Here is a 13895-nt window from a genome sequence, read left to right as displayed (position 1 = left end):
GCGCGCTTCCATTTTTCCCGCCCGGGAGCCCCCGCGATGCTGCGTATCAGCCAAGAAGCCCTGACCTTCGACGACATTCTCCTAGTGCCTGGTTATTCAGAGGTGCTACCCAATGAAGTCAGTCTCAAGACCCGTTTGACCCGTGGCATCGAGCTGAATATTCCGTTGGTTTCCGCCGCCATGGATACCGTGACCGAAGCCCGCCTGGCCATTGCCATGGCCCAGGAAGGCGGCATCGGCATCATCCACAAGAACATGACCATCGAGCAGCAGGCTGCCGAAGTGCGCAAGGTCAAGAAGTTCGAGGCTGGCGTGGTCAAGGACCCGATCACCATCGAGGCTGACGCCACGGTCCGTGACCTGTTCGAACTGACCCGGCTGAACAACATCTCCGGCGTTCCGGTGCTGCACAATGGCGACCTGGTCGGCATCGTCACCTCCCGCGACGTGCGCTTCGAAAACCGCCTGGACGCCACCGTCCGTGAAGTGATGACGCCTAAAGAGCGCCTGGTCACGGTCAAGGAAGGCGCCGACAAGAACGAAGCCCGCGAGTTGCTGCACAAGCACCGTATCGAGCGCGTACTGATCGTCGACGACAAATTTGCCCTCAAGGGCATGATGACCGTCAACGACATCGAAAAAGCCAAGGCCTACCCGCTGGCCAGCAAGGACGACCAGGGTCGCCTGCGCGTCGGTGCCGCGGTCGGTACCGGCAAAGACACCGGTGATCGCGTGTCGGCACTGGTTGCCGCCGGCGTTGACGTGGTGGTGGTCGACACCGCTCACGGTCACTCCAAAGGCGTGATCGATCGCGTTCGCTGGGTAAAAGAGAACTTCCCGCAGGTTCAGGTCATCGGCGGCAACATCGCCACCGGCGCTGCTGCCAAGGCCCTGGCCGAAGCCGGCGCTGACGCCGTCAAGGTCGGTATCGGCCCGGGCTCGATCTGCACCACGCGTATCGTCGCCGGTGTCGGCGTGCCGCAGATCAGCGCCATCGCCAATGTTGCCGCGGCCCTCGAAGGCACCGGCATCCCGCTGATCGCCGATGGCGGTATCCGCTTCTCCGGTGACCTGTCCAAGGCCATCGTAGCCGGTGCCTCGGCAGTGATGATGGGTTCGATGTTCGCCGGTACCGAAGAGGCCCCGGGCGAGATCGAGCTGTTCCAGGGCCGTTCCTACAAGGCTTACCGCGGCATGGGTTCGCTGGGCGCCATGTCCCAGGCCCAGGGTTCTTCCGACCGTTACTTCCAGGACTCTTCGGCCGGTGCCGAGAAGCTGGTGCCGGAAGGTATCGAAGGCCGTGTGCCCTACAAGGGCACCCTGACCGCGATCATCCACCAGCTGATGGGCGGCCTGCGTTCCTCGATGGGTTACACCGGCAGCGCCAACATCGAAGAGATGCGCACCAAGCCAGAATTCGTGCGCATCACCGGTGCCGGCATGGCCGAGTCCCACGTGCATGACGTTCAAATCACCAAAGAAGCGCCAAACTATCGGGTCGGCTAACGCCTCCAGCGGCAAGTGACAAGCTTCTAGCTCCAAGCGGTAGTTGCTCTGCAGCGGCTACCGCGTAATTCCCGAACAACTTGCGGCTTGCAGCGTGAAGCTTGCAGCTGCATCAGAGATTGAGTCATGGCCCTCGACATTCACGCTCACCGCATCCTGATCCTCGACTTCGGTTCCCAGTACACCCAGCTGATCGCCCGCCGCGTGCGCGAAATCGGCGTGTACTGCGAACTGCACCCGTTCGACATGGACGATGAAGCGATTCGCGAATTCGCCCCGCGCGGCATCATCCTCGCCGGCGGCCCCGAGTCCGTGCACGAAGCCAACAGCCCACGCGCGCCACAGGCGGTCTGGGACCTGGGCGTACCGGTATTCGGTATCTGCTACGGCATGCAGACCATGGCCGAACAGCTGGGCGGCAAGGTTGAAGGTTCCGAGCTGCGTGAGTTCGGTTATGCCCGCGTCGACGTAGTCGGCAAGAGCCGCCTGCTCGACGGCATCGAAGACCACGTTGACGCCGATGGCGTGTTCGGTCTGGATGTGTGGATGAGCCACGGTGACAAGGTCACCCGCATCCCGGAAGAATTCCACATCCTGGCCAGCACCCCGAGCTGCCCGATCGCCGGCATGGCCGACGACACCCGTGGCTACTACGGCGTGCAGTTCCACCCGGAAGTGACCCACACCAAGCAGGGCGGTCGCATTCTCTCGCGCTTCATCCTCGACATCTGCGGTTGCGAAGCGCTGTGGACCCCGTCGCACATTGCTGAAGACGCCATTGCCCAGATCCGCGCCCAGGTCGGCAGCGACAACGTCCTGCTCGGCCTGTCCGGCGGCGTTGACTCCTCGGTGGTTGCAGCGCTGCTGCACAAGGCCATCGGCGACCAGCTGACCTGCGTATTCGTCGACAACGGCCTGCTGCGCCTGCACGAAGGCGAGCAAGTGATGGCCATGTTCGCCGAGAACATGGGCGTCAAGGTAATCCGCGCCAACGCCGAAGAGCAGTTCCTGACCAACCTGGCCGGCGAAGCTGACCCTGAGAAGAAGCGCAAGATCATCGGTCGCACCTTCATCGACGTATTCGATGCCGAGTCGAACAAGCTGCACAACATCAAGTACCTGGCCCAGGGCACCATCTACCCGGACGTGATCGAGTCGGCTGGCGCCAAGAGCGGCAAGGCCCACGTGATCAAGTCGCACCACAACGTCGGTGGCCTGCCGGAAGAGATGAACCTCAAGCTGGTCGAGCCGCTGCGTGAGCTGTTCAAGGACGAGGTCCGTCGCCTTGGCCTGGAGCTGGGCCTGCCGTACGACATGGTCTACCGTCACCCGTTCCCGGGCCCGGGCCTGGGCGTACGCATCCTCGGTGAAGTGAAGAAGGAATACGCCGACCTGCTGCGTCGCGCCGACCACATCTTCATCGAAGAACTGCGCAAGGCCGACTGGTACCACAAGGTCAGCCAGGCCTTCGTGGTGTTCCAGCCGGTGAAATCGGTGGGCGTGGTCGGTGACGGCCGTCGTTACGCCTGGGTCGTGGCCCTGCGTGCGGTCGAGACCATCGATTTCATGACCGCGCGTTGGGCGCACCTGCCTTACGAGCTGCTGGAAACCGTCAGCGGCCGGATCATCAACGAGATCGAAGGCATCTCCCGCGTCACCTACGACGTGTCGAGCAAGCCGCCAGCGACCATCGAGTGGGAATGATCCCGCCGGTTGCTTGAGAAAGCGCCATGTCCCCTCGGGGCATGGCGCTTTTTTTTGTCGCGATAACTATCTAATGCCGCGGTTCAACGCTGTCTCGCACAGTGGGTCTCCCTTGCACCGGAGGCTATCGTCATGAATGAACCATCTTTTTCCGTGTTACTGCACAACGACCTGTCAGCCATTGCCCTGCGAGTTGTGCAAGCTTTTCCCGATCTGCACAACGAGGCTCGTGAGGCTGCAAAAAGCTTGCTGCGCACCGAAGGCAACCTGATCGCAGATCCGGATCGCATCTACTGGCACCGTTTCTCTGGAGCGGCCAGTAGCAGCAGAACGTTTACGGGCTGGGAGCATTACGGAACGCCTGATCAATCCATGACCTTGACGGAGCTGGTGATGCGCCGCTTTCGCGTCAGTGATCAGGACAACGCCGATTTACTTCTCCTGTACGGCGGCTTCTATACCGACGGACCCGGAGCGCGACGGTTCGATGAAACCAACGAAGTACGCCTGGATCCACAGAAGGTGCTCAATGCCCTGTGGCAACTGGACTTCGGCGCGGCCTTCCAACGACGCAGGACGGCATTCTGGAGCGATCACGGCGCTGACGTTCGCACACTGAGCAAGCTCAACTACCTGTCCGAAGCCCTGCAGGCCGGCTTGAGCGGGCAACTGAACGAACAGCAGTTGCAACTGGTGTTCGATGCCGTCGGTTTCGACAGCAGTGTCATGCCGCAATTGCGGCATTTTGAACAGGCGAAGCCGCCCGCCGCCGGGATTCATATCGCGACACTGAGCCTGGCCGGGCAGCTGTCAACTGATGTGGTCTGGTTGCAGGGGGCGGGCGGTCAGCATGTGCTCTATTTGCCCGGTGCGACGCCGTCCTTTCAGGGGTTCAGCCGCCAGCAAGAGGTGGCTGGGTGGTTATTCGGCTGGCTGCAGGCGCCTGCCAGCAGCGAACAGCTGTTGGTGCATTTCTCCAGTGATCCGCAGCAGAGGCAGCGCGATCAGTTCGACAGTTGGGCGAAGGGTAGCCTCCAGGTATTTGCCAGCCAGGTTCAGCGTGCGCCGATCACAGGGGAGGTGTTCACCTGGATGCGCGACAACGCCAGGCACCACATGGAAGTCGAAACCGATGCCGCCTTGCGCACCAATGCCGAACTGCGTGCGCAGTTGTGGGTGGGCTACCTGGGCGTGGCCTCGCGCCTGCTCGGTGCCGTGGCGCCTGCCGGTTGGCCGTTGGCACTGCTGGCGGTCGCTGTAGGTACTGCGAGCCTTGCGTTGAACGTCGAGCAGGCGGTCGATGGCGACAACCCCAAAGAACGTCGGGCGGGCTTGCTCGGGGCCATCCTTGCCGGGGTCGACCTGCTGCTCAACCTGCCGTTTCTGCTGCCGCTGGGGCGCGGTGCGGCGCAAGAGCTGGGCCAGCTTGAAGGCAATGAGATCATCGATGAACCAGCAGCTACCAGCGGCCTTGTGCAAGGTGTCAGTACTTTGGCTGACGGTGCCCAGTATATCGAGCTCAAGGGCGTACCCTACCGGGTTCGCTATGACCAGGCCTTGCGTACCTGGTTGATTGTTCCTGAAGACAATCCGTTTGCCTTCTATGGCGTAATACCCGTGCGCCTGGACGAGCAGGGGCAGTGGGTCGTGCTCGAATCCGTCTGTTTGCGCGGGGGCGGCCAGTGCCTGGGAGGGCTGACGCCCGAGGCGCCGGCGGTGCCGGTGGATTACTCGCCCTTCGACGCTGCGCCTGGCAGCTATGAAGTCCCTGAACAGGCCCGGCCCGCTGTGCGGGAGCTCATCAGTGCAAACAATCGGCGGGCGATCGGCGGTGATTACTACGACCCGGAGTCGCCGCTGATGGAAGTGCGCGATAGCCTGGAGCAGATTCGGCAGCAATTGCGCACGGATGCCGAGACTTTCTTCACCCGGATAACGCTGCCCAGGTTCAGGATTCACCCGCCAGCGGCCTCAATCAGCCCGCAGCGGGCATTCATAGAATTGTTCGACGAGCATGCCGGCGTGGTCATTGGCGAATCGCACGACTCGATCGCCAGCAAGCGTTGGCTGCTGGAGAATCTGACACCTATGTATGCCAAGGGCGTGCGCACGCTTTATCTCGAACACCTGATGACGGACCTGCACCAGGCGGACCTGGACCTGTTCCATCGCAGCGGGCGCATGAGTGCGCAATTGCGGCGCTATCTGGACCGGCTGGATGTCGGGCAGCGCACCGATACCTCCGGGCGGTACAGCTTCCTGGAACTGGTTAGAAAAGCCCGGGCCAACGATATCAGGGTACAGGCTGTGGATTGTGTTGCGAGCTATCAACTGGAGGGCCTTGAGGTCGAGCACCCGGGCAATCCGCTGCGCCAGAAAGTCATGAACTACTATGCCAACCGGGTTATTGGCGCCACGCAAGGCGAGGCTGACGCCGGCAAATGGGTCGCGCTGGTCGGCAACACCCATAGCAACCTGTACAAACGTGTGCCAGGCCTGGCCGAGCTGCGAGGGGTGCCGGGCTTGCGCCTGGTCGATGCTGGGCCGGGGCAGGCGACCGGCATTACCCTGGATGCGGGTGAATACTACTTGCCGAGCATGGGCAACCCCGACGGTATCGTACAGGGTGACTTGCGCCTGGCATTGCAGACGCAGGGTCAGCCCGTTGCCTTTCGCGACGCCATCACTGCGCCGCCAGGGGTTATAAGGCCGGGAGCCTAGGCCCTGCGGCAACTCTTCACTTAATATTTCTCAATTGCAGGTGTATCGTATTCGCCCTTCATCGTCGGCACCTTGGCGCTTTTGTGCTGGGTGCCGGCATGTTGTTCCTGGCATTACGAGGTACCTGCTGCATGTCCTTTACCCGGCGACAAATTCTCGGTGGCCTGAGCGGCCTGGTGGCGATCGGCCTGGGCGCCGGTGGCGCGTCGCGGTACTGGCTAGGAAGAACCGATCCGGATGCCGGGCATGACTACGAGCTGATCGCCGCGCCGCTGGATGTCGAGCTGGTTTCCGGTTTCAAGACCGAGGCCTGGGCCTTCGGCCCGTCGGCGCCGGGCACCGAATTGCGGGTGCGCCAGGGCGAATGGTTGCGGGTGCGTTTCATCAACCACCTGCCAGTGGCCACCACCATCCACTGGCACGGCATTCGCCTGCCGCTGGAAATGGACGGCGTGCCTTATGTCTCGCAACTGCCGGTGTTGCCGGGTGAGTATTTCGATTACAAGTTCCGCGTGCCGGATGCCGGCAGCTACTGGTATCACCCGCACGTCAACAGTTCGGAAGAACTGGGCCGCGGCCTGGTCGGCCCGCTGATCGTCGAGGAGCGCGAGCCGACCGGTTTCAAGCACGAACGTACACTGAGCCTGAAGAACTGGCACGTCGACGAGCAGGGTGCCTACCTGCCCTTCAGCATCCCCCGTGAGGCTGCCCGTGGCGGCACCGCCGGGCGGTTGATCACCATCAACGGCCAGGCCAATGCCGTGGTAGAGATGCCAGCAGGGCAGATCGTGCGGGTGCGTCTGCTCAACCTCGACAACACCCTGACGTATCGCATTAACCTCAAAGGCAACTTTGAGGCGCGGGTCTACGCCCTCGACGGCAACCCCATTGCCCCGCGTCCGCTGGGCAAAGACTACTGGCTGGGCCCGGGCATGCGTATCTGCCTGGCAATCAAGATGCCGCCAGCCGGTGAAGAGCTGTCGTTGCGCGATGGCCCGGTGCGCCTGGGCACCCTGCGTTCGGTGGCCAGTAGCGAAGCCCCGGGCGACTGGCCGCCAGCGTTGCCGGCCAACCCGATCGCCGAGCCGGACCTGGCCAACGCCGAAAAGCTCAACTTCAATTTCGAGTGGGTCGGCTCGGTTTCGGTAAATACCGACAACGGCAAGCCGCCGAGCCTCTGGCAGATCAACGGCAAGGCCTGGGACATCACCGACAAGACCTGCGCCGACCGGCCGATTGCCACGCTACAAAAGGGCAAGAGCTACATCTTCGAGCTGAAGAACATGACCCAGTACCAGCATCCGATTCACCTGCACGGCATGAGTTTCAAGGTGATCGGCTCGAACAAGCGCAAGATCGAGCCGTATTTCACCGATACCTACCTGCTGGGCAAGAACGAGCGCGCGCGGGTGGCGCTGGTGGCGGATAACCCGGGTACCTGGATGTTCCACTGCCACGTGATCGACCATATGGAAACCGGCCTGATGGCCGCGATCGAGGTGGCCTGATGCGTCAGCCGCAGATCATCGATCGTAGCCGCGACCAGCAATTCATGCGCCTGGCGCTGGAGTTGGCGGCGCAAGGCGCGGCCATGGGCGAAGTGCCGGTGGGCGCGGTGCTGGTCCAGCACGGCCAGGTGATCGGCCGTGGCTTCAACTGCCCGATCAGCGGCAGCGACCCCAGTGCCCATGCCGAGATGGTCGCCATCCGCGCCGCCGCCCAGGCCGCGAGCAACTACCGGCTGCCCGGCAGTACCCTGTACGTGACCCTGGAGCCGTGCAGCATGTGCGCCGGGCTGATCGTGCATTCACGGATCAACCGGGTGGTGTACGGTGCGCTGGAGCCTAAGGCCGGCGTGGTGCAGAGCCAGGGGCAGTTCTTTACCCAGGGCTTTCTCAACCATCGGGTGCTATTCGAGGGAGGGGTGCTGGCAGAGGAGTGCGGAGCGATTCTGTCCGAGTTCTTCAAGGCGCGGCGGGCCAAGGTCTGAGGTAGCCTTGATCGCGGGGCAAGTCGGGTCGCCCGCGAAACAGTTCAGAGTGGCGGGGTCTGCTCGGTCGGCTTGGTCTTGTTGACGCCGGGCACGTGCAGGTTGCTCTCGGCCACCTGGCTGCCTTCAAGCTGCGGCTGGGTCACCCAGGTGAGGATGTCGTAGTAGCGGCGGATGTTGGCGACGAAGTGCACGGGCTCGCCACCGCGGGCATAGCCGTAGCGGGTCTTGCTGTACCACTGCTTCTGCGACAGGCGCGGCAGCATCTTCTTCACGTCGAGCCACTTGTTGGGGTTCAGGCCTTCGCGCTTGGCCAGCTTGCGCGCATCGTCCAGGTGGCCGCTGCCGACGTTGTAGGCGGCCAGGGCGAACCAGGTGCGGTCCGGCTCCTCGATACTGTCATCGAGCTCGGATTTGACGTACATGAAGTACTTGGCACCGCCGCGGATGCTCTGCACCGGGTCCAGGCGGTTGGACACGCCCATGGCCTGGGCGGTGCGCTGGGTCAGCATCATCAGGCCGCGCACACCGGTCTTGGAGGTCACTTCGGCCTGCCACATCGACTCCTGGTAGCCGATTGCGGCCAGCAGGCGCCAGTCGACCTGTTCCTTCTTGGCCGAGGCCTGGAAGGCCTTCTCGTAGCGCGGCAGGCGCTGCTGCAGGTGCTGGGCAAAGGTATAAGCGCCTACATAACCCAGTACATCGACGTGGCCGTAATAGCGATCTTTCAGACGCTGCAAGGTGCCATTCTTCTGCACCTTGTCGAGAAATTCGTTGATCTCGTTGAGCAGGCTGTTGTCTTCGCCGGCTGCCACCGCCCAGCGCTGGTCACGGGCATCGCCGAGGTCGAAAGCCACCCGTACCTTGGGAAAGTAGACCTGGTTCATTGCCAGTTCATTGGAGTCGACCAGGGTCAGGTCGATCTGCCCCTCATCGACCATGCGCAGCAGGTCGACCACCTCAACTGCATCAGATTCTTCGTATTCGAGCGCCGGATACTGCTTTTTCAGCTCGGCCATCTGCTCGGCGTGGGTGCTGCCCTTGAGCACCATGATCTTCTTGCCGACCAGGTCCTTGGCGTCGGTGGGCCGTGGACGGCCGTTGCGGTAGATGATCTGCGGGGTGACTTCCAGATACGGGTGTGAAAAGCGCACCTGCGACTTGCGCTGTTCGCTGCTGACCAGGCCGGCCGCTGCCAGCACCGGGCCGGACGGCTGGCCGAGCTGGTTGAACAGGTCGTCGAGATTGTCGGCGGTCTCGATCTTCAGCTCTACGCCCAGATCGTCGGCGAAACGCTTGACCAGCTCGTACTCGAAGCCGGTTTCGCCGTTGCGGTCCTGGAAGTAGGTGGCCGGGCTGTTGCGGGTAATTACGCGCAGCACGCCGTCTTCCTTGACACGCTCGAGGGTGCTGGGTTTTTCAACACAGGCACCGAGCATCAGGAAGAGTCCGGTTGCGATGAGCCATCTGGCGCACCGCTGGCGCAAAGCGGTTTGGGCGAACATAGGTTGCAGTATACGCAAAGGACCGGCCGCGCCATATCTCGACAACGGTTTGCTTGTCTGCTAGCGATCTTTGCGTTAAAGGCAAAATGCAGGGCAAAACCGGCGGTTTTTTTTGACCCCCGAGTCCGCTTTGCCGGGCCGACATGCGGAGGTGTTGCAATGCTGTGTTTCGGGTGCCGGAAGCGCCGGAATTAGGCTAGAATGCACGGCCTCTAAGCACACCCCCTTCCTGAGGCTGTCCCGACGATGTTGATCCTGCGCGGCGCTCCTGCCCTTTCTGCCTTTCGCCACGGTAAGTTAATCGAGCAACTGAGCCAGAAAGTCCCCGCTGTTAGTGGTTTGTATGCTGAATTCACGCATTTCGCCGAGGTTGACGGCGATCTGAGTGCCGACCAACAGCAAGTGCTCGCGCGCCTGCTCAAGTACGGCCCGAGCGTACCGGTCCAGGAGCCAAGCGGGCGCCTGTTCCTGGTGGTTCCGCGTTTCGGCACCATCTCGCCCTGGTCGAGCAAGGCCAGCGACATCGCTCACAACTGCGGCCTGGAAAACATCCAGCGCCTGGAACGGGGCATTGCCTACTACGTCAGCGGTGCGCTGAGCGACGCCGACGCCGCCATCGTTGCCGACATCCTCCACGACCGCATGACCCAGCTGGTGCTGGCCAAGCTTGAAGAGGCCGCCAGCCTGTTCAGCCACGCCCAGCCAAAGCCGCTGACCGCTGTCGACATTCTCGGCGGTGGCCGCGCCGCGCTGGAGAAAGCCAACGTCGAGCTGGGCCTGGCCCTGGCCGAAGACGAGATCGATTACCTGGTCACCAGCTTCCAGGGCCTCAAGCGCAACCCGCACGACATCGAACTGATGATGTTCGCCCAGGCCAACTCCGAGCACTGCCGCCACAAGATCTTCAACGCCAGTTGGGATATCGACGGCCAGAGCCAGGAAAAAAGCCTGTTCGGCATGATCAAGAACACCTACCAGATGCACAACGAAGGCGTGCTGTCGGCTTACAAGGACAACGCCTCGGTGATCGTCGGTTCCGTCGCCGGGCGTTTCTTCCCGAACCCTGAGACCCGCCAGTACGGCGCGGTGCAGGAGCCGGTGCACATCCTGATGAAGGTCGAGACCCACAACCACCCGACCGCCATCTCGCCGTTCTCCGGCGCCTCCACCGGTTCCGGCGGCGAAATCCGTGACGAAGGCGCTACCGGCCGCGGTGCCAAGCCCAAGGCCGGCCTGACCGGTTTCACCGTTTCCAACCTGCGCATCCCGGGCTTTGAACAGCCATGGGAGCAGGCCTACGGCAAGCCGGACCGCATCGTTACCGCCCTCGACATCATGGTCGAAGGCCCGCTGGGTGGCGCCGCGTTCAACAACGAATTCGGCCGTCCGGCGCTGACTGGCTACTTCCGCACCTTCGAGCAGTCGATCAACACCCCGCACGGTGAAGAAGTTCGCGGTTACCACAAGCCGATCATGCTGGCCGGTGGCCTGGGCAACATCCGCGAAGACCACGTGCAAAAGGGCGAGATCACCGTCGGCGCCAAGCTGATCGTGCTCGGCGGCCCGGCCATGCTCATCGGCCTGGGTGGCGGCGCGGCTTCGTCGGTCGATACCGGCGCCAGCTCCGCCGACCTCGATTTCGCCTCGGTGCAGCGCGAGAACCCGGAAATGGAACGCCGCTGCCAGGAGGTCATCGACCGTTGCTGGCAGCTGGGTGACAACAACCCGATCGCCTTCATCCACGACGTCGGCGCCGGCGGTATTTCCAACGCCTTCCCGGAGCTGGTCAACGACGGTGGCCGCGGTGGCCGCTTCGAATTGCGCAACGTGCCCAACGACGAGCCGGGCATGGCCCCGCACGAGATCTGGAGCAACGAGTCCCAGGAACGCTACGTGCTGGCGGTCAGCGCTGGCGACTTCGAGCGCTTCCAGGCCATCTGCGAGCGCGAGCGTTGCCCGTTCGCGGTGGTCGGCGAGGCCACTGCCGAGCCGCACCTGACCGTGACCGACAGCCACTTCGGCAACACCCCGGTCGACATGCCGCTCGACGTGCTGCTGGGCAAGCCACCGCGCATGCACCGTTCGGTGACCCGCGAAGCGGAGCTGGGCGATGATTTCGACCCAAGCACCCTGGAACTGAACGACTCGGTCGAGCGCGTCCTGCGCCACCCGGCCGTGGCCAGCAAGAGCTTCCTGATCACCATCGGCGACCGCACCATCACCGGCCTGGTTGCCCGCGACCAGATGGTCGGCCCGTGGCAGGTACCGGTGGCCGACTGCGCCGTCACCGCCACCAGCTTCGACGTCTACACCGGTGAAGCCATGGCCATGGGCGAGCGTACCCCGCTGGCCCTGCTCGACGCCCCGGCGTCCGGGCGCATGGCCATCGGCGAGACCCTGACCAACCTGGCTGCCGCGCACATCGGCAAGCTGTCCGACATCAAGCTGTCGGCCAACTGGATGTCGGCTGCCGGCCACCCGGGTGAAGATGCCCGCCTGTACGACACCGTCAAGGCTGTCGGCATGGAGCTGTGCCCGGAGCTGGGCCTGACCATTCCGGTGGGCAAGGACTCGATGTCGATGAAGACCAAGTGGAGCGAAGAGGGCGTTGACAAGAGCGTCACCTCGCCGATGTCGCTGATCGTCAGCGGCTTCGCCCCGGTGCTCGACGTACGCAAGACCCTGACTCCGCAACTGCGCATGGACAAGGGCGAGACCGACCTGATCCTGATCGACCTGGGCCGCGGCAAGAACCGCATGGGCGCCTCGATCCTGGCCCAGACCCACGGCAAGCTGGCCGCCGTAGCGCCGGACGTCGACGACGCCGAAGACCTCAAGGCCTTCTTCGCCGTGATCCAGGGCCTGAACGCCGACGGCCACCTGCTGGCCTACCACGACCGTTCCGACGGTGGCCTGCTGACTACCGTGCTGGAAATGGCCTTCGCCGGCCACTGCGGCCTGGACCTGGAACTGGACACCCTGACCAGCAAGCGCGAAAAAGTCGCCGCCATCCTCTTCAACGAAGAGCTGGGCGCGGTGATTCAGGTGCGTCAGGACGCTACTCCGGACGTGCTGGCGCAGTTCAGCGCAGCCGGCCTGGGTGAAGACTGCGTCGCGGTGATCGGCCAGCCGATCAACAACGGCGAAGTGCTGATCAAGCTGGCCGGCGAAGAACTGTTCAAGGGCGACCGCCGCCTGCTGCAGCGCCAGTGGGCCGAGACCAGCTACCAGATCCAGCGTCTGCGCGACAACGCCGACTGCGCCGACCAAGAGTTCGACGTGCTGCTGGAAGAAGACAATCCCGGCCTGAGCGTCAAGCTCGGCTTCGACGTCAACCAGGACATCGCCGCGCCGTACATCAAGAAGGGCGTGCGTCCGCAAGTGGCAGTGCTGCGCGAGCAGGGCGTCAACGGCCAGGTCGAAATGGCCGCAGCCTTCGACCGCGCCGGCTTCAACGCCATCGACGTGCACATGAGCGATATCCTCGCTGGCCGCGTTGACCTCAACGACTTCAAGGGCCTGGTGGCCTGCGGTGGTTTCTCCTACGGTGACGTGCTCGGCGCCGGTGAAGGCTGGGCCAAGTCGGCGCTGTTCAACGCCCGTGCCCGTGATGCCTTCCAGGGCTTCTTCGAGCGCAGCGACAGCTTCACCCTGGGCGTGTGCAACGGTTGCCAGATGATGTCCAACCTGCACGAGCTGATTCCGGGCAGCGAGTTCTGGCCGCACTTCGTGCGTAACCGCTCCGAACAGTTCGAAGCCCGTGTGGCCATGGTCGAAGTGCAGAAGTCGAACTCGATCTTCCTCCAGGGCATGGCCGGTTCGCGCATGCCGATCGCCATCGCCCACGGTGAAGGCCATGCGGAGTTCGCCAGCGAAGAAGCCCTGCTCGAAGCTGACCTGTCCGGTTGCGTGGCCCTGCGCTTCGTCGACAACCACGGCAAGGTCACCGAGAGCTACCCGGCCAACCCGAACGGCTCGCCGCGCGGGATCACCGGCCTGACCAGCCGCGACGGTCGCGTCACCATCATGATGCCGCACCCTGAGCGGGTCTTCCGTGCCGTGCAGAACTCCTGGCGTCCGGATGACTGGAACGAAGACGCGGCGTGGATGCGCATGTTCCGCAACGCCCGGGCGTGGGTGAACTAAGGGGTGTACAAGCTCGCCTTCTTCGTCCCGCCAAGCCACGTGGAGGTGGTCAAGGCCGCTGTGTTCGCCGCCGGTGGCGGACACATCGGCAACTACGACTGCTGCGCCTGGCAGGTGCTGGGCCAGGGCCAGTTCCGCCCGCTGGACGGCAGTCAGCCGTTCCACGGGCAGGCGGGCGTGGTCGAGCAGGTCGAAGAATGGCGGGTTGAGCTGGTGGTGGCCGACGAGCTGATCGGCTCGGTGGTCGCTGCCCTCAAGCTCAGTCATCCCTATGAAACCCCGGCTTATGAGGTCTGGCAGCTAGCGGACTTCTGAGGGTTCCG

Annotated in this window: 8 protein-coding genes; 7 read left to right on the top strand and 1 reads right to left on the bottom strand. The window is 63.4% G+C overall.

Annotated features, from left to right (window positions below):
- The first annotated feature begins 36 nt into the window (after positions 1-36).
- The 5 genes from guaB to tadA all read left to right on the top strand — a co-directional run bounded on the left by guaB (position 37) and on the right by tadA (position 7921).
- A complete protein-coding gene (gene guaB, locus ACIOVF_RS11490; protein WP_045196472.1) occupies positions 37-1506 on the top strand; it encodes an IMP dehydrogenase in 1470 nt (489 codons plus the stop codon).
- 126 nt (positions 1507-1632) lie between these two features.
- A complete protein-coding gene (gene guaA, locus ACIOVF_RS11485; RefSeq protein WP_401289519.1) occupies positions 1633-3210 on the top strand; it encodes a glutamine-hydrolyzing GMP synthase in 1578 nt (525 codons plus the stop codon).
- 132 nt (positions 3211-3342) lie between these two features.
- Positions 3343-5931 carry a membrane-targeted effector domain-containing toxin gene (locus tag ACIOVF_RS11480; protein WP_401289516.1) on the top strand — a complete coding sequence of 863 codons (2589 nt, stop codon included), beginning with the start codon at positions 3343-3345 and terminating at the stop codon, positions 5929-5931.
- A gap of 131 nt (positions 5932-6062) precedes the next feature.
- Positions 6063-7439, top strand: a complete 1377-nt coding sequence (locus ACIOVF_RS11475) for a multicopper oxidase family protein (RefSeq protein ID WP_045196479.1) — start codon at positions 6063-6065, stop codon at positions 7437-7439.
- The gene (tadA, locus tag ACIOVF_RS11470; protein WP_045196481.1) at positions 7439-7921 is read left to right on the top strand and encodes a tRNA adenosine(34) deaminase TadA; all 483 of its coding nucleotides are present in this window, start codon (positions 7439-7441) and stop codon (positions 7919-7921) included. Before ACIOVF_RS11475 ends, tadA begins: the two co-directional genes overlap by 1 nt.
- Before the next feature lie 44 nt (positions 7922-7965).
- Here the strand turns inward: tadA and mltF are convergent, their stop codons facing one another.
- Positions 7966-9426, bottom strand: coding sequence for a membrane-bound lytic murein transglycosylase MltF (gene mltF / locus ACIOVF_RS11465; protein WP_045196482.1), 1461 nt, complete (start codon positions 9424-9426; stop codon positions 7966-7968).
- A gap of 246 nt (positions 9427-9672) precedes the next feature.
- On the opposite strand from mltF, the gene purL reads away from it, so the two are divergent.
- Together purL and ACIOVF_RS11455 are read left to right on the top strand one after the other, a co-directional pair.
- Positions 9673-13572 (top strand): phosphoribosylformylglycinamidine synthase, encoded by a 3900-nt coding sequence (gene purL / locus ACIOVF_RS11460; protein WP_045196483.1) that lies wholly within the window; start codon positions 9673-9675, stop codon positions 13570-13572.
- A 3-nt stretch (positions 13573-13575) separates the two neighbouring features.
- Entirely contained in the window at positions 13576-13887 is a 312-nt protein-coding gene (locus tag ACIOVF_RS11455) for a YqfO family protein (protein ID WP_045196485.1), read from the top strand.
- The last annotated feature ends 8 nt before the right edge of the window (positions 13888-13895 follow it).

This window comes from Pseudomonas sp. NPDC087612, from assembly GCF_044743505.1.
In the GTDB taxonomy this organism is placed as follows: domain Bacteria; phylum Pseudomonadota; class Gammaproteobacteria; order Pseudomonadales; family Pseudomonadaceae; genus Aquipseudomonas.
This window is presented reverse-complemented; position numbering and strand designations above follow the sequence as displayed.